At 30.4% G+C, this 24,048-nt stretch carries 27 protein-coding genes; 4 read left to right on the top strand and 23 right to left on the bottom strand.

Annotation, left to right across the window (positions count from 1 at the left end; translation table 11 throughout):
* Positions 1–11 precede the first annotated feature (11 nt).
* Both ccoS and ACOTU8_RS00980 read right to left on the bottom strand, forming a co-directional pair.
* Positions 12–218, bottom strand: coding sequence for a cbb3-type cytochrome oxidase assembly protein CcoS (gene ccoS / locus ACOTU8_RS00985; RefSeq protein WP_422341395.1), 207 nt, complete (start codon positions 216–218; stop codon positions 12–14).
* Positions 215–2,572, bottom strand: coding sequence for a heavy metal translocating P-type ATPase (locus tag ACOTU8_RS00980; RefSeq protein ID WP_422341394.1), 2,358 nt, complete (start codon positions 2,570–2,572; stop codon positions 215–217). Before ACOTU8_RS00980 ends, ccoS begins: the two co-directional genes overlap by 4 nt.
* 108 nt (positions 2,573–2,680) lie before the next feature.
* Between ACOTU8_RS00980 and rho the strand changes: the two genes are divergently transcribed.
* Entirely contained in the window at positions 2,681–3,979 is a 1,299-nt protein-coding gene (rho, locus tag ACOTU8_RS00975) for a transcription termination factor Rho (protein ID WP_002853705.1), read from the top strand.
* Positions 3,980–3,982: 3 nt separating this feature from the next.
* Positions 3,983–5,512, top strand: coding sequence for a DNA polymerase III subunit gamma/tau (dnaX, locus tag ACOTU8_RS00970; RefSeq protein ID WP_422341393.1), 1,530 nt, complete (start codon positions 3,983–3,985; stop codon positions 5,510–5,512).
* 31 nt (positions 5,513–5,543) lie between these two features.
* On the opposite strand, the gene ACOTU8_RS00965 is transcribed toward dnaX, so the two are convergent.
* The 12 genes from ACOTU8_RS00965 to ACOTU8_RS00910 form a co-directional block, all read right to left on the bottom strand.
* Positions 5,544–5,609, bottom strand: coding sequence for a hypothetical protein (locus ACOTU8_RS00965; protein ID WP_422341660.1), 66 nt, complete (start codon positions 5,607–5,609; stop codon positions 5,544–5,546).
* Positions 5,610–5,737: 128 nt separating this feature from the next.
* Entirely contained in the window at positions 5,738–5,887 is a 150-nt protein-coding gene (locus tag ACOTU8_RS00960) for a DUF2165 family protein (RefSeq protein WP_422341392.1), read from the bottom strand.
* 185 nt (positions 5,888–6,072) lie between these two features.
* A complete protein-coding gene (copA, locus tag ACOTU8_RS00955; protein WP_422341391.1) occupies positions 6,073–8,172 on the bottom strand; it encodes a copper-translocating P-type ATPase CopA in 2,100 nt (699 codons plus the stop codon).
* Complete coding sequence (locus tag ACOTU8_RS00950) at positions 8,172–8,366, bottom strand: heavy-metal-associated domain-containing protein (RefSeq protein ID WP_422341390.1); 195 nt, start codon at positions 8,364–8,366, stop codon at positions 8,172–8,174. The genes copA and ACOTU8_RS00950 overlap by 1 nt, the downstream gene beginning before the upstream one ends.
* Positions 8,356–9,306: a CDF family cation-efflux transporter CzcD gene (czcD, locus tag ACOTU8_RS00945; RefSeq protein WP_422341389.1), complete on the bottom strand. Its 951-nt coding sequence runs from the start codon at positions 9,304–9,306 to the stop codon at positions 8,356–8,358. The genes ACOTU8_RS00950 and czcD overlap by 11 nt, the downstream gene beginning before the upstream one ends.
* A gap of 221 nt (positions 9,307–9,527) precedes the next feature.
* Entirely contained in the window at positions 9,528–10,022 is a 495-nt protein-coding gene (locus tag ACOTU8_RS00940; protein WP_422341388.1) for a threonine/serine exporter family protein, read from the bottom strand.
* Positions 10,019–10,795 (bottom strand): threonine/serine exporter family protein, encoded by a 777-nt coding sequence (locus tag ACOTU8_RS00935; protein ID WP_422341387.1) that lies wholly within the window; start codon positions 10,793–10,795, stop codon positions 10,019–10,021. Before ACOTU8_RS00935 ends, ACOTU8_RS00940 begins: the two co-directional genes overlap by 4 nt.
* Before the next feature lie 82 nt (positions 10,796–10,877).
* A complete protein-coding gene (locus ACOTU8_RS00930) occupies positions 10,878–11,477 on the bottom strand; it encodes a DedA family protein (protein WP_422341386.1) in 600 nt (199 codons plus the stop codon).
* Between the two features lie 77 nt (positions 11,478–11,554).
* The gene (locus tag ACOTU8_RS00925) at positions 11,555–11,782 is read right to left on the bottom strand and encodes a hypothetical protein (protein WP_002861881.1); all 228 of its coding nucleotides are present in this window, start codon (positions 11,780–11,782) and stop codon (positions 11,555–11,557) included.
* 10 nt (positions 11,783–11,792) lie between these two features.
* Positions 11,793–13,217 (bottom strand): DUF3373 family protein, encoded by a 1,425-nt coding sequence (locus ACOTU8_RS00920; protein WP_422341385.1) that lies wholly within the window; start codon positions 13,215–13,217, stop codon positions 11,793–11,795.
* Between the two features lie 80 nt (positions 13,218–13,297).
* The gene (locus ACOTU8_RS00915) at positions 13,298–13,780 is read right to left on the bottom strand and encodes a peptidylprolyl isomerase (protein ID WP_422341384.1); all 483 of its coding nucleotides are present in this window, start codon (positions 13,778–13,780) and stop codon (positions 13,298–13,300) included.
* 10 nt (positions 13,781–13,790) lie between these two features.
* Positions 13,791–14,498: a YebC/PmpR family DNA-binding transcriptional regulator gene (locus ACOTU8_RS00910; RefSeq protein WP_422341383.1), complete on the bottom strand. Its 708-nt coding sequence runs from the start codon at positions 14,496–14,498 to the stop codon at positions 13,791–13,793.
* Between the two features lie 105 nt (positions 14,499–14,603).
* On the opposite strand from ACOTU8_RS00910, the gene ACOTU8_RS00905 reads away from it, so the two are divergent.
* Together ACOTU8_RS00905 and ACOTU8_RS00900 are read left to right on the top strand one after the other, a co-directional pair.
* Entirely contained in the window at positions 14,604–14,945 is a 342-nt protein-coding gene (locus tag ACOTU8_RS00905; protein ID WP_422341382.1) for a DMT family transporter, read from the top strand.
* A complete protein-coding gene (locus ACOTU8_RS00900) occupies positions 14,945–15,253 on the top strand; it encodes a DMT family transporter (RefSeq protein ID WP_002896692.1) in 309 nt (102 codons plus the stop codon). The genes ACOTU8_RS00905 and ACOTU8_RS00900 overlap by 1 nt, the downstream gene beginning before the upstream one ends.
* 23 nt (positions 15,254–15,276) lie before the next feature.
* Here the strand turns inward: ACOTU8_RS00900 and argS are convergent, their stop codons facing one another.
* The 9 genes from argS to cfa all read right to left on the bottom strand — a co-directional run bounded on the left by argS (position 15,277) and on the right by cfa (position 23,981).
* On the bottom strand, positions 15,277–16,869 hold the full coding sequence (argS, locus tag ACOTU8_RS00895) for an arginine--tRNA ligase (RefSeq protein WP_422341381.1): 1,593 nt from the start codon (positions 16,867–16,869) through the stop codon (positions 15,277–15,279).
* A gap of 9 nt (positions 16,870–16,878) precedes the next feature.
* Positions 16,879–17,118: a Sec-independent protein translocase subunit TatA/TatB gene (gene tatA / locus ACOTU8_RS00890; protein WP_422341380.1), complete on the bottom strand. Its 240-nt coding sequence runs from the start codon at positions 17,116–17,118 to the stop codon at positions 16,879–16,881.
* 1 nt (position 17,119) lies between these two features.
* Positions 17,120–17,737 carry a guanylate kinase gene (gene gmk / locus ACOTU8_RS00885; protein ID WP_422341379.1) on the bottom strand — a complete coding sequence of 206 codons (618 nt, stop codon included), beginning with the start codon at positions 17,735–17,737 and terminating at the stop codon, positions 17,120–17,122.
* Between the two features lie 3 nt (positions 17,738–17,740).
* Positions 17,741–19,378 (bottom strand): highly acidic protein, encoded by a 1,638-nt coding sequence (locus tag ACOTU8_RS00880; RefSeq protein ID WP_422341659.1) that lies wholly within the window; start codon positions 19,376–19,378, stop codon positions 17,741–17,743.
* Positions 19,379–19,434: 56 nt separating this feature from the next.
* Positions 19,435–20,202: a flagellar biosynthetic protein FliR gene (gene fliR / locus ACOTU8_RS00875; protein WP_422341378.1), complete on the bottom strand. Its 768-nt coding sequence runs from the start codon at positions 20,200–20,202 to the stop codon at positions 19,435–19,437.
* Positions 20,189–20,824 carry an ABC transporter ATP-binding protein gene (locus ACOTU8_RS00870; RefSeq protein WP_422341377.1) on the bottom strand — a complete coding sequence of 212 codons (636 nt, stop codon included), beginning with the start codon at positions 20,822–20,824 and terminating at the stop codon, positions 20,189–20,191. The genes fliR and ACOTU8_RS00870 overlap by 14 nt, the downstream gene beginning before the upstream one ends.
* Positions 20,825–20,836: 12 nt before the next feature.
* A complete protein-coding gene (gene tsf, locus ACOTU8_RS00865; protein WP_422341376.1) occupies positions 20,837–21,910 on the bottom strand; it encodes a translation elongation factor Ts in 1,074 nt (357 codons plus the stop codon).
* Positions 21,910–22,701, bottom strand: coding sequence for a 30S ribosomal protein S2 (rpsB, locus tag ACOTU8_RS00860; RefSeq protein WP_422341375.1), 792 nt, complete (start codon positions 22,699–22,701; stop codon positions 21,910–21,912). Before rpsB ends, tsf begins: the two co-directional genes overlap by 1 nt.
* Before the next feature lie 116 nt (positions 22,702–22,817).
* Entirely contained in the window at positions 22,818–23,981 is a 1,164-nt protein-coding gene (gene cfa / locus ACOTU8_RS00855; protein WP_422341374.1) for a class I SAM-dependent methyltransferase, read from the bottom strand.
* Positions 23,982–24,048: the final 67 nt, after the last annotated feature.

The raw sequence follows: 24,048 nt of genomic DNA, 5'->3' as shown, positions 1-24,048 counted from the left end.
GCTTTCCTTATTTAAGAAAGCCTTTTTTTATCCAAAGCTTCTTTTTTACGCCTTTCTAATTCTATAGCATCACGTAACGAATCCTCATCATCATTTAAAGTAGTAAATTTATAATCATCATCAAATTGTTTATTTTTTATCCCCCAAAGCAAAGTTGTCAAAATGATAAAAAACACTAAGATAGAAACTCCTATCATCATCATGATTATACTATTCATTCTTTAATCCTTAAAGCATTTAAGATTACTACTATACTACTAAAAGACATAGAAATAGCAGCAAACAAAGGATTTATAATACCTAAAAAAGCTAAAGGTATAGTACAAGCATTATAGAACAAAGAAAAAGTAAGGTTTTGCTTAATAATTTTAAAAGTATTTTTAGATAATTTTATAGCTTTTTTTAAAGAAAATAAATCATTTTTTAAAAGCAAAACATCACTGCTTTCAATAGCTAAATCACTTCCTTCTCTTAAAGTCATCGAAACACTTGCGTATTTTAAAGCTAATACATCATTTACCCCATCACCTACAAATAAAACTTTGTAATTTTTACTCAAATTTTCTATAACTTTCATCTTATCTTCAGGTAAGCAAGAAGCTTGATAATTTTGAATTTCTAATTTTTTAGCGATTTTTTCCACTGCTTTTTGATGATCGCCACTTAGTATCATTAATTCTTTTTTTTCTTTTTTAAGATAAGCGATAAGCTCTTTTGCACCCTCTCTTAAAACACTATCAAACTCAAAAAAAGCTAAAATTTTACCCTCTTTGGCAAAAATAAAATGCGTATTATCAAATTCTTTAGTTGCAATACCCTTTTCTTGTAAAAATTTAGAACTTCCGCCTAAAAGCAACCCTTTATTTAACTCAGCGCTTAAACCTTTAGCTTGAATGCTTGAATGCTTTTTAAAATCCAAATTTAAATCCTTAGCTCCTTTTTGCTTTAAATACGACGCAATATTTTGAGAAATAGGATGCTTAGAAAGCTTAACAAAATTATAAATTTCATCTAAATTAAGCGACTTGTCTAAAAAAACTTCTTTAATCTCAAGTTCGATTTTAGTTAAAATACCTGTTTTATCAAATACTATATAATCGCATTTACTTAAATCTTCTATCACGCTAGAACTTTTAAATAAAATATGTTTTTTCAAAGCTCTACCTAAAGCTACAAGATTACTCACGGGCGTTGCTAAAGCCAAGGCACAAGGACAAGCAATAATCAAAACAGAAATCGCATTGACTAAAGAAAGTTCAAAACTTGCTTCTTTACAAAGAAACCAAAAATTAAAACAAACAAAAGCTATAAATAAAACTGTTCTGGAAAAATAAATCGAAAGACTATTGACTAAACTTTCAAGCCTTGCCTTTTTAGAACTTGCAAGTTCTAAAAGCTGGATAATTTGACTGAGTTTTGAATCTTTATAAAGCTTTGTTGCTTCATACTCTACACTTCCATCAAGCACTATACAAGCCGAAAAAATTTCATCTTCTTTTTGTATGAGTTTTGGAGTATTTTCTCCATTTAAAGAAGAGGTATCTACACTCATTTCACCACTTTTACAAATTCCATCGATTAAGATTTTATCTCCAGTTTTAAGTAAAATTCTATCACCCAAACAAACCTTTTGCACTTCTTTAGGAACAAATTCCTTGCCATTAAAAACCAAAACTTCATTTTGCAAAAAATCATTAAGTCCATCTATAGTATCTAAAGCACGTTTTTTACTAAACATCTCAAGATATCTACCTATAAAAACAAAACAAATTATCATGGCCACAGAGTCAAAATACACCTCTCCCACTCTAAAAAACATAGCCCATAAAGAATAAATATAAGCCAAACTTGCTCCACTAATAACCAATATATCCATATTTAAACTATGTATTTTTAAAGCTTTTAAAGCACTCTTATAAAAATGAGATCCCGTATAAAAAAGCACAGGAGAACAAAGGATAAATTCAGCAAAATTTAAAATATCCTTAGTATCCTTATCCATACCGCTAAAAAATCCTGCGTATTTTGCTACCGCTATCCACATGATATTCATCACACAAGCTATAGCCACAACAAGCTTAGAATAAAATTCCCTTTTTAATAAATCCGCTTTTTTTGAAGCCTTGCTTGCATCATAAGCACTCGCTTTATAACCTATACTTTCAATAAGTCTTAAAATTTGCACCAAAGAAATACTTTGTTCGTCAAAAACAATGCGTGCTTTATGGCTTAAGTGATTGATATCAAGCTCTAAAATTCCTTCTTGCTTGGTTAAAATTTTCTCATTAAGCCACACACAAGCTGCACATTCTATACCGTGTATCATGAGATAAATTTCACTAAATCCTTCTTTGGTTTTAGTGACAAACTCATCATAATTTTTCATTTCATTTTGAAAATTTACAGGGTTTAAAGTTTGATTTCCAAGCTTTTCATAAAACTCATCTAATCCACTTTCATGCAAAATTTCCCAAACACTTTCACAACCCTTACAACAAAAAAATTTACCCTTATACTCTATCATTTGGGCTTGTTTATAATCAAGTTTACAATGTTCACATTTCATAATCATTCTTTAAAAAAATATTTTTTATAATTATAAACAAATTTGACAAAAAGTGCATTTTTTTACTAAAATCACATTTTGCAAAAAATATTCTGCTAAATCTTACGAGGACTTATGGAAAAAGAAAAAAAACAACATCAAAGAACCCACGTTCCAGTGGAAGGTTATAAAATCGAAGAATTAAAATTATTAGATTTAGAAAATCTAGTTAAAATCGCCAATGAATGTGAAATCGAAAACCCAAGAGAATTTCGCCGCCAAGAACTTATTTTTGAAATTTTAAAAGCACAAACAAAAAAAGGTGGTTTTATACTTTTTACAGGAATTTTAGAAATTTCTTCTGAAGGTTATGGCTTTCTAAGAGGTATGGATTCCAATCTTAGTGATAGTGTTAATGACGCTTATGTTTCAAATTCACAAATTAGAAAATTTGCTTTGCGTGTAGGCGATATCGTTACAGGACAAGTTAGAGAACCTAAAGATCAAGAAAAATATTACGCTCTTTTAAAAATCGAAGCAATTAACTATTTACCTTTACAAGAAGCTAAAGAAAGGCCTTTGTTTGACAACCTAACTCCTATTTTTCCAACAGAAAAAATCAAACTCGAATACGATGCTATGAAGCTTACGGGTCGTGTTTTGGATCTTTTCACTCCTATAGGAAAAGGACAACGTGGGCTCATCGTTGCTCCACCACGCACAGGTAAAACAGAACTTATGAAAGAACTTGCTACTGCTATTGCTAAAAATCATCCAGAAATGCATTTAATCGTGCTTTTAGTCGATGAAAGACCTGAAGAAGTTACCGATATGCAAAGATGTGTAAAAGGCGAAGTTTTTAGTTCTACTTTTGATTTGCCTGCCTATAATCATGTGCGTGTAGCTGAGCTCGTGATAGAAAAAGCCAAAAGAATGGTAGAAACAGGCAAAGATGTTATCATCTTACTTGATAGTATCACAAGACTTGCACGTGCTTACAATACTGCAACTCCAAGCAGTGGAAAAGTCCTAAGCGGTGGGGTGGATGCTAATGCCCTACACAAACCAAAACGCTTCTTTGGCGCAGCTAGAAATATAGAAAATGGAGGCTCTTTAACCATAGTTGCTACAGCTTTAATTGACACAGGCTCAAGAATGGATGATGTGATTTTTGAAGAATTTAAAGGCACAGGAAATAGCGAAATAGTTCTTGATAGAAATATCGCTGATAGAAGAATTTATCCTGCGATTAATATCATCAAATCAGGAACAAGAAAAGAAGAATTACTCCAAGGCGTGGCGAATCTTCAAAAAATTTGGGCGATCCGTTCAGCGATTTCTCAAATGGATGATGTTGAGGCATTGAAATTTTTATATTCTAAAATGCTTAAAACCAAAGACAATGTAGAACTTTTATCTATAATGAACGAGTAAAAAATGCTTCAAGCTTTAGCGATTAAGTATAGACCTAAAACCTTTGATGAACTCATAGGACAAAAAACAGTTAGCGTAAGTTTAAAATACGCTCTAAATCATAATCGCTTAGCTCATGCTTATCTTTTTTCAGGACTTAGAGGAAGTGGAAAAACTTCAAGTGCTAGAATTTTTTCTCGTGCTTTAGTTTGTGAACAAGGGCCAAGTGATACTCCATGTGGCACTTGCAAACACTGTCTTGCGGCACTTGAAGGCAAACATATAGACATTATAGAAATGGACGCTGCAAGCAACCGTGGACTTGAAGACATACAAGCTTTAATCGAACAAACTAAATACACCCCTTCTATGGCAAGATTTAAAATTTTCATCATCGATGAAGTACACATGCTTACCCCACAGGCTGCAAATGCGCTTTTAAAAACCTTAGAAGAACCCCCAAGTTATGTTAAATTTATACTTGCAACCACAGATCCTTTAAAACTTCCTGCAACGGTACTTTCAAGAACACAACATTTTCGCTTTAAACAAATTCCACAGAGTGAAATTTTAAATCATCTTAAAGAAATTTTACTTAAAGAAAATGTTAAATTTGAAGAAGAAGCTTTAAAATTCATAGCAAGAAGTGGTAATGGATCTTTAAGAGATACCTTAACCTTACTTGATCAAGCCATTATTTTTTGTCAAAATGAAATCAGTATTAGTAAAATTACAGATATGCTAGGATTTTTAGATCCTGAAAAAATCAAAGCCTTTTATCGGGCTATCTTAACAAAAGACAAAGAAAAAGTTTTTGCGTATCTAGAAGAATTGCAAGACTATGAAGCCTCAAGCGTGATTGATGAAATGCTTTTTTATTTAAAAGAAAGTTTTTTTGCAAAAAGTACAGAATTTTCTACTTTAATTTATGAAAGATTTTTCCGTATTTTATCAAAAGCTAAAAATATGCTTTGCGATGATGATGGCTTTACGCTTTGTGTTATGGCTTTTATGATGATGGAAGCAAGCTATTTAAAAGAAATTGACACACAAATCCAAGAAATCAAACAAGAAAATACAACAAATATTACACCTAAGATCACACCTTCTCCTATCATACCTAATCTTGAGAAAAAAATAGAAAAAAATGCTTATGAAATCTTGCTTGATAGTATTTATGATAGGGATTTTGATCTTGCAGAATGCTTTAAACAAAGTACAAAATTTATTAGTTTTGAAAATAATACTTTAAATATAAGCTCAAACGCACAAGGACAAAATCGCGATACACTCAATAAAGGTTTTAAACTCATACAAGAACTTTTTAAAGCTAAATTTGGAGAAAATGCAAAAATTAATGTACAAAAAGCACTAACAATTGATGAAAATAAGCTTCAATCCTTAACTCAAGAATTACCGAACAATGAAAACAAAAACATAGATATTCAAAGTTCTATTAATATGCTTAAAGAAGGGGCCAAAAAATTTGACCCACAAGAAGATCTTAAAGAAGCTCTTAAAGATTGTTTTGGAGAACCTAGTATAGAAAATTAATCATCATTTTTAAAAGGGATGAAAATCAAAGCTAAAACATATAAGTTACCAATCTTGTAGCATCAGGCAAACCATTCCAAACCTTGCTTATCCACATTCCAAACCATTCTACAGTAACTACTTGGAAGGCAAAAAACTATAAAATACAACAACAAGTTAAAGAAATAATCCCAAAATCTTAGATTATGAAAGCTTTGAGCATCTAAATTTCTAGCTTTAAGCATATCATAAGCACCTTTTTAGAGCTGTTAAGATAATAAAAGTTTCAAAAAGAATAATTGCTATATAACCTATATGATGAATCACAGGAGAAGTAATAGCCCTATAAACTATAGCAATACCTAAATAATCAAACTTTGTATCCATACTCATCACATGCAAAATAAATTAGAAATTAGAATTGCAATCTATCACATTTCCAAAAACCACTATACCTACTAACGATGCAATAGTAAGCAAAAATAATAATTTTTGAAAATCTAATCATTTTGCTTACGCAAAAACATTTTTGTTACATTTATACTATTCTAATAATATATTTTTAATAAAAAATTAAAATTTTAAATTCTTTTAAGTCTTAAAGAATTAAGCACCACGGTAACAGAACTAAAGCACATTGCAAGGGCTGCTATATGAGGACTTAAAGTGATAAAAGGTATAAATCCTGCCGCAATAGGAATGCAAAACACATTGTAAATAAAAGCCCAAAAAAGATTTAGCTTAATAATACTGCGTGTTTTTTTAGCAAGCTTAAAACATTTAAAAATAGCTGATAAATCATCTTTTATCAAGATAAAATCCCCTGTTTTTTTTGCAAGCTCATTTGCTTTTGAAAAACTCATACTCACACTTGCAGCAGATAAAGCCGCCGCATCATTGATCCCATCTCCTATAAAAAGAGTTTTTTTAAATTTTTGAATGATTTGTAGTTTTTCTTCACTCTTAAGTTGAGCATGAAATTCATCTATGTGTAATTCTTTAGCTATTTTTTCTACATTTTTTACATGATCGCCGCTTAAAATAAAAGTTTTAAGATTTTGCCCTTTTAAATTTGACACAAGTTCTTTAGCTCCATCTTTTAAAGCATTACTTAATAAAACACCGCCTAAACACTTTTTATTCTTAGCAAAATACACCCTAACATATTCTTTAAAAGCATCAAAAAAAATATCACTTTCTTTTGTGTCAACTTCATTTTCGTGTAAAAACTGTGCACTACCTACAAGATAAATATCACTATCTTCTTTGTATTTTATGCCAGAACCCACAATCACTCTTCCCTCTCCCTTTAAATCAAAAATTTGATCTTTATGCAAAGCCTTAGCTATAGGATGAGAGCTTAAACTTTCAATTTGACATAATTTATCAAAATCATCTTTAGAAAGATTGTGCTTAAAAATACTCAAATTTTCCTTTGTTAATGTACCTGTTTTATCAAAAAAAGCATACTTAACTAAGGCTAATTTTTCCAAAGCAGTAGGATTTTTAATAAGAATGAAATTTTTTGCCGCATTTGCACTTGCCACAACCAAAGCTATAGGTGTTGCAAGCCCTAAAGCACAAGGACAAGAGATCAAAAGCACAGCACAAGCGTGTAAAAAAGCTGTATCTAAATCCGCTTTTACCGTCCAAAAAATAAAAACTAAAAAAGCAAAAAATACAATACCCCCTACAAAGTATTTAGAAATTTGATCTGCTAAATTTGCCAAAGGACTTTTGATATTTCCTGCTTCAAAAACTAGGTTTTTGATTTGTTCTAAAGTACTATCCATAGCCTTTTTATTTGCCTTGATCCTTAAAACACCATTTAAAACTACTGCTCCTGCTTGAACTTCATCTCCTTCTTTTTTTAAAACAGGCAAAAACTCTCCATTTAAAAAACTCATATCAAGCTCTGCACTTCCTAAAAGCACCACTCCATCTGCAACAATGCTTTCTCCTTCTTTTACCAAAAGCACATCGCCACTCTTGACAAAAGAACTTGGAATTTCGTTAATACTTTCATCTTCAAGCAAAATTTTTGTCTTTTTTGTGTCTATATTTTCCAAAATTCTTTGATAATCTTGTGCCTTAAATTTAGCCTTACTTTCAAGATATTTTCCTAAAAGCACAAAAGAAATAATCATCATTGCGCCGCTAAAATACAAATCTTCTTCTTTAAAAATTTGCAAATACACCAAAAAAGAATACACAAAAGCACTCAAAGTCCCCAAAGCTACAAGGGTATTCATATCTAAATTTTTGCTTTTAAGTCCTAAAAAAGCATGAGAAAAAAAGTCTCTCCCGCAATAAAATATCCCAAAAAAACTCAAAGCCATTTGAATATTTTGCGAAAAAGAACTTTTAACAAACATTTCAAAATACATAATAATTACACTCAAAACTATACTTAAGAGCAATTTTTTTCTTAATTCTAAATGTTTTTTTATCTTGTATGCAATCAAGCTTTGCTCATCTTCTAAAATTTCAAAGCCTAAATTTTGAATTTTTGCGATAATATCTTTGCGTTTTTCTTGATTTTCAAGTAAAAAAACCCCGCTAGAATTCACATAAGAAACGCTAGCATCTTTAACACCATCAATTTTTTTACAAGCTCTTTCTATGGCATTAGAACAATTAACGCAAGTCATTTTTCCTATTTTTATACGTAATTCTTCCATTATAAACGCTTCACGATCTCAAAACCTAAATCTTGAAATTCTTTTGTAAAATTTGATACTTGACTTTCTTCTAAATTTAAACTTAAAATTTTTTGCTCCAAATCCACTTCTATATCTCCAAATTCATCTTCAAGGGAATTTTTGATCAAATTTACACAACTCATGCAATTAACATTTTTTACTTTAAATTTCATTTTCACTCCTTATAGGTTGTATAGTAATGTGCCCGATTTCAAATTCATGTAGTAATTTATGGGATAAATCCTGAGATAATTTTTCAAATTCCTTTAGATCACAAACTCTCACTTTTAAATGCATAGAAGCTACTAGCATTTTATTAGTAATTTGAGTAATATGCAAATCCACCACCTCATCCACACTAGGATTTAAAAGCAAAACTTGTCTTACTTTTTCTATATCCACAGGAGAACTTTCAAGCAAGACATTAGCACTTTGTTTAAGCAAGATAATCGCCCATCTTAAAAGCAAGATTGATAATACAATAGCTAAAATCGTATCTATATAAACAATACCGCTAAAATACACCACGATCCCACCTATAATCACTGCTAAAGAACCCAATAAATCGCTCATCATATGTAAAAAAGCGGATTTCATATTGACATTTTCTAAATTCGCACCTTTAAACATCATCAAGGCGTTAATCCCATTTACTAAAAAACCTAAAATAGCTACAATTATCATAGTTTTAGCATCAATTTCTTGTGGATTGATAAATTTTTCTATAGCCTCATAGATAATAAATAAAGCTGATAAAACAATAGTTAAAGCATTGATAAAAGCCACTAAAACTTCAAGACGAAAATACCCAAAGGTCTTTTGATGATCTTGCCATTTTTCTACAGCTATGATGGCTAAAAAACTAAGAGCTAAGGCAAAAACATCAGAAAACATATGTAAAGTATCACTTAAAAGTGCTAAAGAATTTGAAAGGATTGAATAAATAAATTGCACAAGCATCATAGAAAAAGTCATTAAAAGAGAAATTTTTAAAATCTTTTTATCCATACTCCTTGCATCGGCATGGGAATGATAATGTTCATGAGAATGTTCTTCGTGATTATGATGACAAGATTTGTTAGCTAAAGGCTCGTGTGATAAAAATTTATACATTTTATATCCTTTCTACTTAGATATTTTAAGACATTAAGCTAAAAAGGATATAAATATTTGTTATTTTTATAAAATTAAAAGCTAAAAACTTATCTAAATGTTACATTTTTGTTTTTTATAAAATCAATTTTGTTTTTAATAAAATTTTTATTAGTAAAAATTAAATTATTGATTTAAATTTAAATCATTAAAAAACACCAAGAAATTTTTATAGCAAAGTCTTAATGTTTTTTTATATGTCTAGTCATCATGAAACTTTGCTCAAAAAATATAAGTAAAGTAACACTCACTCCTATAGCTAGAGCCAAAGTCACAGAAACAGTTGTAAAAAAATAATCAAAAAATTGAACTAGGAATTCAGATTTAGCTTTTAAATCATCACTGCGTATAAAAGAAATAAGATACAAAATCGCTTTATAAGCATAAATTCCAGGTATCATAGGAATAAGAGCAGGAAAAGCGATAATTTCAGCAGGGGTTTTGATGATTTTTGCTAAAATAATTCCTAAACATCCTATGCAAAATGAAGCAACAAAAGTTGCAATTGCTAAAGTTTGGAAATGAAAATACTCAACCAAAGTAAAACGAAGCCCATGTGCAATAGCTGCTAAAAATGCGGATAAAATGAGAGTTTTTAAAGGCGGATTACAAGCATAAGCAAATCCAAATCCAGCCACAGCAGCAAAAAACATATCTTTTAAAATAAATTCTATCATCTTAAAATCCCAAAATTGGAAATACTAAGCGTCATATAAATTCCAAGTGCTATACAACAAATCAAAATAGCTACGCTAATAATACGACTAATTCCCATTAAAATATGATCTTTTAATATATCAATCACAGAATTGATAAAAAATACTCCAGGTATAAGATATAAAATACTTGAACCCAAAGCCACATCAGAAGTATTTGTATATCCCGAATCAAGTCCAAAAAACACAAACCAAGAAGAAATAAAAGAACAAAGAATATATTGAATTCTTAAATCAATCTTTGCTTTAGTTAAAACATATCTTAACAATAACCCTATAAAAGTTGCAAAAAACACTAAATTTCCAGCTCCAAAATCACCGCCAAAAAGCCTACAAAAAGCTGAATTTGCCATAGATACAAACAAAAGATTAGGCAAATAAGAACGCTTTTTTTGCTGAGAAATTTGCTCAAAAACAACTTTTGCTTTTTCAAGGTCATATTTATGATCATATATAGCCCAACTTAAAGCACTTAAATCAAAAATAAGTTTAAAATTAACATGTGCATGGTGATTAGGTATAACATAAGTTCTTTGAATAGAATTATCATCCATATCTACAACACTTAAAGTAATATGATGAAAAAAGAAATTGATATTTATCTCATAACCATAAACCTCAGCTATCCTTCCCACACATTTTGCTACTCTAGCTGTATAAGTTCCAGCACCTAATAAAGTTTTAGCATATACAATTAAAAAATTAGTTAATTTTTGTATATCAGGTTTTTCCATATTTTAATAATCTTTGATTGAATTTATTATAATTATAGCAAATTTGAAAATAAAAAGAAGAAAAATACTTATCAATATGTAATCATTTTTTAAAAGACTTTTTGATTTTAATATAAATTAAACTTGCTAAAATCACAAAAACAATTATAATAATTAAAATTTGAGTTAAATAAGTTTTAATCAATTCTTCATTTTGTCCTATATAATAACCTAAAAATACAAGTATAGCTACCCAAATAACACTACCAAACGCGGTAAAAAGTATAAAATTTACAAGCTTCATTTTTACTAAACCCGCGGGCATAGAAATGTATTGACGAATTCCTGGTAAAAGACGACAAGTAAAGGTTGAAAATTCCCCGTGTTTGTTAAAAAATTCTTCAAATTTGACAAATTTGGCTTCGTTTATGCCAAAATATTTGCCCCATTTTAATACAAAATTTTTACCCCAAAAAAAGCAAATATAATAATTAATCAAAGCCCCTAAAACAGAACCTAAAGTCCCACTAAGTATACAAAGAGTGATATCAAGTTCACCTTTATGTGCTAAATATCCAGCAGGTATCATAACAACTTCACTTGGAAAAGGTATAAAACAACTTTCTAAAGTCATTAAGATAATAATGCCTAAATATCCCCAAGCACTAGCCATCTCAACGATAAAAGAAATGATTTCTTGCATATTGGCCTTATTTGAAAGAAATTTTAAAGTTGTAGCTTAAAAGATTAAAAGTAAAAAGCGGTTTTACACCGCTTTTTTTATTTACCTGCAACTGAAACTTGATTTGGATTGTCCGCTGCACGAGCGATCATGCACTCTTTTAAAACAGCAGCATCAGCTGGATCACTAACTTTTTTACTAATCCAGCGTTCAACTTGTTTCATTGTTTTTGACTCTGGCTCTGGAGCTTCGTATTTTGCCATCAAACTTGCACAATCAGCCAAAGCAATGATAGGTAATAAACTTGCAAAAAGTATTTTTCTCATCTTTTGCTCCTTAGAATTTTACATTATACATTAACATGATATTATCAGCTCTTGATTTTTCTTTCTTAGCTCCACCAAGAGGTAAACCACGATTTCCCCATTTATTTTGGATATTAGTGTAACTTAAGCGTAAGAATTGATATCTATCAAGTTGATAAATCACATAAACATCATTTGCTATACCTCTAGTCATTCTTATATTAAGTGGATCATTGATGCTTGGACGAGACATAGTATACCAGTATCTGCTACCCCAGAAGAATTCATAACCTACTTTTAAAGCTCTTGTAAAGTCATAGCGTCCACCTACATGCACTGCATAACCATCTTTTTCGTTAAATGCTAAAGAACTAGCCATACTATTAGCTTTATCTGACCACCAAGTATTTGCATTGCTTCCGTTGTAATAACCTAAAGATGTAAACCAGTTAAAGTCTGTTCCAAAAGTATTGTAGTTTTCAAAATGGATATTTGCAATAGTTGCATCACCTAAATTTTTAACACCTGCTCCACCGATTAATCCATTCATTATACTATTGCCAAGATCAACTGGTAAAGAGAAATCAGTCATACGAGCTATATTAAAGATGATCAAGTTATTTCCAAAGCTACCTAAAGGAAGCTCTCCCTCTACAGCTGCATAGTAAAGATTTGCATCTGCATCTTGTTGATCACTCATCCAGTCTCTTACTTTACCACTTTCTTCATCCCATTGGTAAGTTTTACCATAAGCAGCACGGATAGCTACTTTATAATCTTGCAAACTTTCAGGTTTATAAGTAATAACCGCAGCATCACCTAAAGCGTTGATTGCTAAAGCTGGATAGGTTGATTGTCTTAGGGCATTGTTTCTAAGATTTGTTCCAGGACCATCTGTTCCAGGTTGTCTTCCTATAGTTGCAATCCACTCAGGAGTAATGTAATAATCAAGATAAGCTCTATCTACATAAAGGATAGGACCACTTGTTCTAGTGTTTCTTCCTGCATCTAAGTCATAAGGCATTCCACTCCATCCCATTTGAGACCAGTTTTTAGCCATAGATAAACGACCATAGAATTTAGTTTTATCGTTAATATCTGCATTCATATTTAAGTGAAGTTCCATCATCCACTTATTGTTAGCATGATAAGTTGTGCTAGGAAGCTTATAGTTTGTATTTGAAAGTGCATTTGAGAATTCAAGTCCGAATTTCACTTTACTTAAAGCAGCTTGAAATTCGTTATCATCTGCTCTATCGCTAAGATCAGCAAGCTCTTCTTTAACTTCTTTGTTTTGCTTAGCTTGAGCTTCTCTTTCTTTTCTGATTTCTTTTAACTCAGCTTGAATTTTTGCAAGCTGTTTTTGAAGCTTAGTGATCTCATCATCTGCAGTTTGTGCAAAAAGTGATGATGAAAAAATACAAGCACTCAAAATAATTGAAAACTTAGTTTTCATAATAATAACTCCTTGTAAATATTTCATTAAAGTAAAGAAGTTATTATAGGAATAAAAAGCTTTAATTTAGATTATATTAATCATTTTTCGCTAGGAATTTCAATATCTAAAATTTTATCACCTTGGCGAATTGAGTCAAGTACTTCCAAACTTTGCTCATCTTTTAAATCAATTTGCCCAAAGATGGTATGCACTCCATTTAAATGAGGTTGCGCACTTAAACAAATAAAAAATTGCGATCCACCTGTATCTCTTCCTGCATGTGCCATTGATAAAGTCCCACGCAAATGTTCATACTGTTGATTATCGCATTCGCAAGGAATTTCATATCCAGGCCCACCTATACCATTGCCATAAGGACAGCCCCCTTGCACAACAAAATTTGGAATCACTCTATGAAAAGTTAAATCTTTGTAAAATCCTTCATTAGCTAAATTAGCAAAATTACAAACCGTTTGAGGAGCTTCATCGGCAAAAAGCTCAACTTTCATTGTGCCTTTTTCTGTTTTAATTAAAGCAAATTTATATTTGTCTGCATTAGTGGTATCGATTTGTTTAAGCATTTTTCCTCCTTTATTCTATGTTAGTATAAACAGCTTGAACATCATCATCTTCTTCAAGCTTATCTAGAAGTTTTTCTATATCATTGAGTTGTTCTTCGCTAAAATTCAAAGGATTATTAGCAATATATTCAAGCCCAGCTTTTTTAAGCACTAAACCCTTAGCCTCTATAGCTGAACTTAATTCTCCAAATGCTGTATAATCCCCACTGATAACTAATTCTTCTTCATTTTGCTCTAATTCCTCAAGACCAGCATCGATTAAATCGAGTTCCAATTCTTCCAAATCTCCTGAAAATTTTTCAAGATGAAAAACCGCTTTTCTAGTAAACATAAAGCCTAAAGATCCATTTTGCAAAACTTCTCCACCATTTTTACTAAAAATAGCTTTTACATTGGCCACGGTGCGTGTAGGGTTATCGCTCATACATTCAACTATAACTAAAGCTCCATGCGCAGCTTTTCCTTCATAATGAATGTTTTTAATATCTACGCTATCTTTTCCACTTGCACGCTTAATAGCTGCATCTATATTATCTTTTGGCATATTATTTGCTTTTGCTGTAGCTATAGCACTTCTTAATTTTGGATTCATATCAGGATCAGTGCCACCTTCTTTAGCAGCTACTTGTATGGCTTTAGCAAGCTTAGGAAAAAGCTTACTCATTTTATCCCATCTAGCCTCTTTAGAAGCTCTTCGGTATTCAAATGCTCGTCCCATAAATTCTCACTTTCTTTAAAGATTTTTAAACTTAAAAGTATAAACTAAAAAGGCTAATTAAAGCTTTAAATGGTATGATTTTACCATTTATTTTAGGAGAAGTTTTTGAATATCGCAAAAAAAGAACTTTTTGTTGCTTGGTTTTTCTTGATTGCTGCTATTGTATTTGAAGTTTTAGGTACTAGTTTTTTAAAAATAGAAAATCAAATTTTAGGCTATATATTTATGGCTTTATTTATAGCTTTTTCTTATTTTTTTATGGGTAAGGCGATTAAAAAAATTCAAGTAGGCATAGCCTATGCTGTATGGGAACTTTTAGGGATTATTCTTATACTTTTAGTTTCTTTTATAGTTTTTAAAGAGAGTTTAACCTTAACTCAAATTCTAGGCATTGTTCTTTCTATCGTTGGAATTATCATGATTAATATAGGCGAGGTTAAAGAATAATGTATATTTTTATCATTGTTTTATCGGCATTGTTAGATATCGTAGCAAATTTATTGCTAAAAAAATCAGATGGTTTTAAGCATAAAATTTGGGGCTTGGCTGCGATTATCAATGCTATACTTGCTTTTTTTCTACTTTCTTTTTCTTTAAAATATGTTCCTTTAAGTATAGCTTACTCAACCTGGGGTGCTATAGGCATCATAGGAACTTGTCTTGGTGGATGGATTTTATATAAAGAAAAATTAAACAAAATAGGAATTTTAGGCATCATTATCGTAATAATAGCAGTATTTTTGCTAAATTATTAAAACAGCAAAAATATCTTACTGTTTTAATGTTCCATTTTATCTTTTGCTTCAATGCCCATTAAAGAAAATGCAGTTTTGATACTAAGAGCAACTAAAGAAAATAATTTAAGTAAATCATTTTCATTTACAGAACCGACAACTTTGTTTTCATTATAAAATTTATGAAAATTTGCAGCTAAATTTTTAAGATAGTCGGGAATTTTTTGCAAAGCTCTAGCCTCAAAAGCGTCATTTAAAATAGCTTTTAAATTTAAAGCTTCAAAAAGTAAATTTATCCCGTCTTGACCTAAACTTTGCAAATCAGCCTCTATCACATCATCAATCTTTTTACCAGCTTTAGCAAATACTTGATAAATTCTAGCGTGTGCGTAGTTGATATAATACACAGGATTAGAACTATCTTCTTTTTGCAAATCACTAATATCAAATTCCAAATGAGTATCGCATTTTTTACTCAAAAAGATATAACGCAAAGCATCACTTCCTATCTCATCAACCACATCGCTCATCAAGATAAAATTTCCTGCTCTTTTACTCATTTTATAAGGCTCTCCATCTTTAAGCAAGGAAACCATTTGAGCTAAAATAATTTCAAGCTTATCAGAATTAAAGCCTAAAAACTCCATTGCAGCTTTCATTCTAGAAATATAACCATGATGATCTGCTCCCCAAATATTGATACATTTTCCATAACCACGGCTCATTTTATCTTTATGATAAACAATATCTGCTGCCAAGTAAGTTCCACGCCCATCTTCACGGATAATCACACGATCTTTTTCATCACCTTTTTGCGAAGAGGCAAGCCAAATTTTACCCTCTTGTTCATAAATTCCTTTATGCTTTTTTAATGATTCTAAAGTTGCACTTAAAGAATCATAATATGATTTCTCGCTTACATAAGTATCAATTTTAATCTTTGCTTGCTCTAAATTTTGCTTAATCAAAACAAGCATTTTATCTTTTGCCCAATCAGCTAAATTAGAGATATTATCTTCATTAAAAAATTCTTTACCAAATTTTTCAAAAGCTTCTTTAGCAAGATCTGCTATATATTCACCTTTGTAATATTGCTCTGGATATTTAACATCTTCATTAAGCATATTTTCTTTCACACTTAGCAAAATAGAAAGCCCCAATAAATAAATTTGATTACCTGCATCATTAACATAATATTCTGTATCAAATTTATAACCCAAATGTCTTGCAAGTCTTGTTAAAGTATCACCAAAAACAGCACCTCTTGCATGTCCTATATGCAAAGGTCCTGTAGGATTTGCACTCACATATTCAAGCAAAAAACTTTCTTGTTTTTTTTCTCCTTTAGCAAAATCATTTGGATTTTTTAAAGCTTTACTGGCAAGATTATTTAAAAAAGTTTTTGAAATTCTAAAATTTAAATATCCATTTACAGCTTCAACCGCTTCAAAACAATCATGATTTTCAAATTTACTCGCTAAATCACTTGCGATCAGTATAGGAGATTTTTTTAACTCCTTGGCTAATGAAAAAGCTAAAGGAGTAGCAAAATGTGCTAAATTTTTATCTTTTGGGTTTTCAAGTATAAAATCACACTCTAAAACCTTTTTAATCTCATTAAAAATAATACTTTTCAAAATTAAACCTTAAGCTTTTTTTGTTTCTTCTACATTTGCATCAACACTTGCATTATTGGCTGTGTTTTGTTTTTCTTCAATTTTTTGAGTATTTTTTACCACTTCATCATCATTACTCATTTCATCTTTAAAAGTTTTAATACCTTTACCTAAACCCTTTGCAAGTTCTGGAATTTTTTTTGCCCCAAAAAGCAATACAACAATCAATAAAATAATCAACCAATGACTTGGACTTGACCAACCGCCCATTTTATTCTCCTTCATTCCAAATATTTTGAATTTGCCCTAGATTTTGCTCTTTAGTTCTAAATTTATGAGCAATTAAAATCGCTCGCAATGCTTCATAACTTTGCTTTAACTCATCATTAATGATAAGATAATCATACTCGCTAAGCTCTTTCATTTCATCACTAGCGTTTTGTAATCTTTTTTCTAGTTGTATTATTGTATCAGTATTTCGCTTAATAAGTCTTTTTTTTAACTCATCTTTATTTTTTGTAGTAATAAAAACAGAAACAATTTTATCAGCCATCTTCTTTTTAGCTATTTTAAATCCTTGCACATCAATATCAAAAATAACTATTTTTCCAATATCTAAAGCATCTTGGGTATGTTTTAAAGAAGTGCCATAAAAATTCTCATGAACCTTGGCCCATTCCAAAAAATGATCACTATCTATATCTTTTTGAAATTCTTCATGGGATATAAAATGATAATGTATTCCATTTTTTTCACCCTCTCTTGGTTTGCGAGTTGTTGAAGAAATGGAAAAATAAAGTTCATCTTCAAATTCATCAAAAAGTTTTTTTAAAAGAGTTGATTTTCCAGCTCCACTAGGACCTGAAATCAACAAAATAAAACCTTGCAATTTTTAATCCTCTTTAAAACTAATGTTTATATTTATATTCATATTCATACCCTTAAGAGCAGCTTTTAAGGTATTATCTTTAATACTTGAAGTAATAGCTCCTGCTATGCTTTGGCTAAGCTCATTAACTATCTCTTCACTATTATCATCTTTAGTTGCATCACTTACTATAGGCTCTTTATTTTTTTCTAAGATTCCCTCTCCAAGAGCTTCTTGTATATCACTTTCTTTCAATGCATCAAAATCACTTATATTTAAATTTGGCACAGCCACTTCCTCTTCATTTGTTCCTAATTCTTTATCGTCTAAAATTGGCCCATCTTTAAAATCTTCTAAAACCTTGCTACTATTGTCACTATCAATACCACAATCAAGCTCATCAAGTTGAGCTAGTTCTTCTTTGATTTGTTCTTGAGTGCTCAAATTTGAAGTAAAATCATCCATTTCATCTTGAACATCTTCTTCCACAACAGGAGTAAACTCCTCTAAAATTTCCTCTGATTCTTCATTATCTTTTGTTTGGCCTAAAAATTCAGCATCCTCAGGAAGATCATCAAAATCCATTTTTCTTTCTTGCTCTTCGACCACAGGAGGATTATCAAAGTCGCTTATATTAGTTTGTAATCCTTTATTATCTTCTAAATCTTCATCATTTTTATCATCTAGCTCATCTAAACTAGGCTCAATATTCAAAGTTGTATGTTCTTGGTTTAAGTCTTCTTTTTCGTTTTCACTATCTTCTAAAGTTAAATCTAAATCAGTTTGAATATCTTCTTGAGTCTGTTCTTTAGTTATTTCTTGTTCTAAATTTTCATCTTCTAAATTTTGAGTTTCTAAAGCTTTGTTTGCATTATCATCTTGAGGTTCGTTAAGCTCTTCTTGCATTTCTAATGTATTTATTTTAGAATCATCTAATAATTCTTGCTTTTCTATTTCTTTATTTTTGTTATCTTCTTTGATTTCCAAATCTTCATCATTTTTATCATCTAGCTCATCTAAACTAGGCTCAATATCCAAAGTTGTATGTTCTTGGTTTGAGTCTTCTTTTTCGTTTTCGCTATCTTCTAAAGTTAAATCTAAATCAGTTTGAATATCTTCTTGAGTCTGTTCTTTAGTTATTTCTTGTTCTAAATTTTCATCTTCTAAATTTTGAGTTTCTAAAGCTTTGTTTGCATTATCATCTTGAGCATCATCATCAAAACTCAAATCTTCCATTCCCTCTGAATTTATATCTAAAGAATTTTCATCAGGTAAATCATCTAAATTTAAATTATCTAAATCTAAATCGATATTGGCATAAGGATTATCATCATTTGAAATTGATGGTTCAATAGCTGCATGCTTATTGGCATCTTTATTATTGAGTAAATTTAAAAAATCTGTAGGTAAAAAAGGTTTTTGTAAAATTTGTGCATCTATATCTATACTTTGATTACGTGGAGCTAAAAAAATCAATCTATCACATTTTTCTTTAAGAATTTTCAAAGGTGCTGGAGTATCACTATCTACAATAATTACATCATAATAACCCAAATTTTCATTATAAGCATTGAGTTCTTCAAAATCATAAGATATTTTTTTAGCACTAAGACTTATAAGTCTTGAAACTACAGGGTTCTCATTTAAAAGTAAAATCTTCATCACTTTAATCCTTAAAAAATAATCACTATTTTACGATAATTTCATTTATCCTTTCCTTAGGAAAAAAAAAGAGTTTGCATATGAGTAAAAACTTCTAAAATTAAATTTTTAAAATATTGCATCATTACAAGTAAAATCGCAATTAAAACTACAAAACTTAAGGCTATTTTTATAGGATAACCAATAACCAAAAGATTAAATTGTGGCATCGTTTTCATCAAAAGCCCAAAAATAACATCAGCTAAAAGAGAAATTCCAAGTATAGGAAAGCTCATAGTAAAACCTATGACGAAAATATTAAACATACCCATATTTAAATAATGCATTAAATTCTCATGTGGGTAAAATCCTCCCAAACTAATATACCCTAAAGAATGGCTCAAAAATAAAAGCATTAAATGATGTCCATCAAAAGCAAGAAAAAACATCAAAGCAAGCAAATTTAAAATTTGTGCCGTAATAGGCATACTCGTTCCAGAACTTGGATCTAATATACTTGCCATAGTAAATCCCATAGTAAAAGCAATCTGCTCACCTGCCATCATAATAATAGCAAAAATAATTTGAAGCATTAATCCTGCTATCATTCCAAAAATTACTTCACTAATAAGCTGTAAAACAAAAAAACTATCTAAATGCAAAGATTCTAATCTAGCCAAAGGATACAAATGCATAGTCAAAAATAAAACTATAGTACTTTTTATCACCATAGGAATAGAATTATGTGAAAAAAAAGGAAAAAAAACTATAAGACCACTCATTCTAGCAAGAAGCAACATAAAAGTTACAACATTTTTATCGCCTAAATAATTAACAAATTCCATTGGCGTTTATAGTATAAGTTTTATCACAAAAACTTGCAAGCTTGCTATCGTGAGTTACAAAAAATAAAGCTGCATCATTTTCTTTAACATAGGAAATTAAAAGTTCGATAACATTTTTAGCATTATCAAAATCCAAATTTCCAGTTGCTTCATCAGCAAAAATAATCTTTGGTTTTTTACAAAGCACACGTGCAATACTCACACGCTGTTGTTGTCCGCCGCTAAGTTTTCCTATTTTTTGATGTAAAAGCGTATCAATACCTAATCTTTTTAAAATTTTCTCATCTAAATCTTGACCCGATAAAACACTAGCAAGTTCGATATTTTCTAAAGCTGAAAAACCTTTAAAAAGATAATGTGTCTGAAAAATAATACCAAAATCATAACGGCGAATTTTTAATCTTTTATTTTCGTTTATCTGATAAAGACTAGAGCCTTTAAAAAAAACTTCACCTTTTTTTGGAATTAACAAAGAAGAAAGTATATGCAAAAGAGTAGATTTACCACAACCGCTACTCCCTTGAATAGCAATGCAATCTTTGGTATTTAAAATAAGATTTAAACCCTCAAAAAGCGGATAATCAAAACTATGGCTTAAATTTTCCGCTCTTAAGAGTTCCATTTTTAACCGTTTTTAAAGTTGTGCAGCAACTTCAGCCGCAAAATCTTCAGTTTTCTTTTCTAAACCTTCGCCAACTTCAAAGCAAATAAATTCAACAATTTTAATTTTTCCGCCAAATTCCTTTTCTTTTTCGGCAATTACTTGTTCTACAGTTTTTTTATCATCCATTACATAAAACTGACCCATTAAAGTAAGTTTACTATCGAGTTGAGAATTATCTGCTATAAAGCTATTCATTTTACCTGGGATAATATTGTCCCAAATTTTTTCAGGTTTACCTTGAGCTTTAAGCTCTTCTTTGATTTTTTCTTCAGCTTCTTTTAAAATTGTATCGCTTAATTGTTTGCGACTTGCAAATTGAGGAATTTTATGTTCAGGTTTATTTGGATCTTTAAGTCTGCGTCTTTCTTCATTTTCTTTTTCAAGTTCAGCAACCAAAGCTTTGTATTCATTTTCAACAAAAGTCATATCCAAATCTTCATAACTTAAATAACTTGGTCTCATTGCTGCAATATGCATACAAATTTGTCTTAACAAATCTCTTGATTTTGAAGCCACTTCGGCGCTATCACAAGCTGCGGCAATCACAACACCAACACGGCCATTTGTATGGATATAACCATTTACAACGCCGTTAGTACCTGCTTTTAAAGTTGCAAATCTTCTTACAACTAAGTTTTCTCCTATAGTTGCAATTTGACTTTTTAAATATTCTTCAAATTTTACACCATTAATTGTGCTTGAATGAAGTTCTTCTACACTTTGCAAGCTATTGCTTTGAATATGAGCTGTAGTATCTTTCGTTAAAGCGATAAACTGATCATTTTTTGCCACAAAATCTGTTTCAGAATTAATCTCACTTACAGTTGCACTTGTAAAATCATCACTTACTTTTACGCTTACTAAACCTTCTGCAGCAAGTCTATCTGCTTTTTTAGCAGCCTTACCTAAACCTTTTTCTCTTAAAAGTTGTACTGCTTTATCAAAATCTCCATTAGTTTCACTCAAAGCATTTTTACAATCCATCATCCCCGCACCTGTACTTTCGCGGAGTTCTTTTACCATTGCAGCAGTAATTTCAGCCATTATTCTTGCTCCTCACCGAAGTCTTCTTCGCTCATCGCTTCATCTAAAACTTCTTTTTTCTCTTCATCGGTAATCTCTTTTTCTTCATTTACTAAAGCTTCGCTGTCTTGTTCTCTTAAAGCTTTTCCTTCATTAATCGCTTCAGCCATTTCTTGGCAGAAAAGTTGCACTGAACGAATTGCATCATCATTTCCTGGTATAGGATAAGTTACCAAATCAGGATCACAATTTGTATCTAATGGAGCTACAACAGGAATTTTTAATCTATTTGCCTCCTGAACAGCAATTTTTTCTTTTACTATGTCAATAACAAAAATCATATCAGGTTGAGTTTTCATGTAACGAATTCCACCAAGATAAGCTAATAATTTTTCTTTTTTTCTTGTAAGCATTAAAGCTTCTTTTTTAGTTAAAAGTTTAATACTTCCATCTTCTTCCATTTTTTCAATTACTTCTAATTTTCTAATTGACTGGCGAATAGTTCCAAAATTTGTCATCATACCACCAAGCCATCTATGATTTACATAAGGCATACCACATTTTTCAGCGTATTCTTTAATCGCTCCACCTGCTTGTTTTTTTGTTCCAACAAAAAGTATAGTTTTTCCTTCGGCAGCAGCGTCACGAACGATATTATAGGTATACCTAAAATATCTCAAAGTTTTTTGTAAATCAATTACATAAATACCTTTTCTCTCGCCAAAAATGAATTTTTTCATCTTTGGATTCCAGCGTCTTGTTTGGTGTCCAAAATGCACACCGCATTCTAATAAATCTCTCATACTAACCATGAGTTTCTCCTTTATAAATTTAGCTTTATTCCTCCACATCCCTTAATTTACACAAGCTAAAAAGGATTGATGTGTGTGAAATGAAGCTAAGATTCTATCAAATTTAAGTTTAGTTTTTACTTATATATGTAGTCCTTGGTAAGGCTTAGATTATTATTGATTTCTTTTGTGATTAAAAATTGAAATAAATCCACGCTCCCAACACGAAAAGCAGAGGCACAAGAACGAAGGTATAAATCCCACATTCTTATAAATTCTTCATCATATTTTTCCCTTACCTTGTCCAATACTTTGTTAAAATTTTCATCCCATAAATCTAAAGTTTTTGCATAGTGTATTCTTAAACTTTCTGCTAAAAGAAGATGAAAATCCCATTCACTCATAGCACTTACAACCTCTCTTAAAGAAGGTAAATATCCTCCTGGAAAAATATATTTATCTATCCAAGCATTTGTTTTTCCTTCAAACATGGCTAAAATAGAATGCAAAAGCATAGAACCTCCAGGTTTTAACACTTGTTTTACTTTCATGAAATAAAGTCCTAAATTCTCTTTTCCCACATGTTCAAACATACCTACCGAAACAACTTTATCAAAATAATTTTCAAATTCTAAATCTTGATAATTTTGAAGTCTTATTTCTATTTTATCTTCAAAACCAAGTTCTTTTACTCTTTCCTTAGCTTTTTTACACTGCTCCTCTGAAATAGTAATTCCAACAACCTTAACTCCATACTTTTGAGCCGCCATAATAGAAAGCCAACCCCAGCCACAACCTATATCTAAAAGCTTTTCTCCTTCCTTTAAATCAAGTTTTTTAAGGGTATGTTCTATTTTGTTAATTTGAGCTTCATAAAGAGTATTGTTAGGCTCTTTAAAATAAGCGCAAGAATAACTCATAGTATCATCAAGCCAAAGCTTATAAAAATCATTACCTATATCATAATGACTTTTAATATTTTTACTTTCTTGCTTTTGAGTTATTTTACTCAATACATCTTTTTTGGTTTTAAAAAATTGCTGGTTAGAAAAATAATACAATACTCTAGCTATTTCATCATAATCACCTTCTATATCAAGTTTTGCCTGCATATAATGTCTTGCAAAAACCAAACTTGTATCGCCAAACAACTCCAAAAAAGGAATTTTTTCTTTAAAAATTAAAGAAAATTTAGCAGGTTTATTTCCGATAAGAAATTCTTCTTTATCCCAAAAAACAACTCTAAAATCCCCATAATTCCACTTTTTTAAAATAGATTTGATTAAAGTTTTTTCTAACATAAAATACTCCTAAATTCTAAAATAATTATATTTTAGAGTATCTCTCTTTAAATGTTAAAAGTTAATA

The sequence above is a fragment of the Campylobacter jejuni genome (genome assembly GCF_049221745.1).
In the GTDB taxonomy this organism is placed as follows: Bacteria; Campylobacterota; Campylobacteria; order Campylobacterales; family Campylobacteraceae; genus Campylobacter_D; species Campylobacter_D jejuni_E.
The sequence above is the reverse complement of the archived record's forward strand: the minus strand, read 5'-3'. Positions and strand labels throughout refer to the sequence as shown.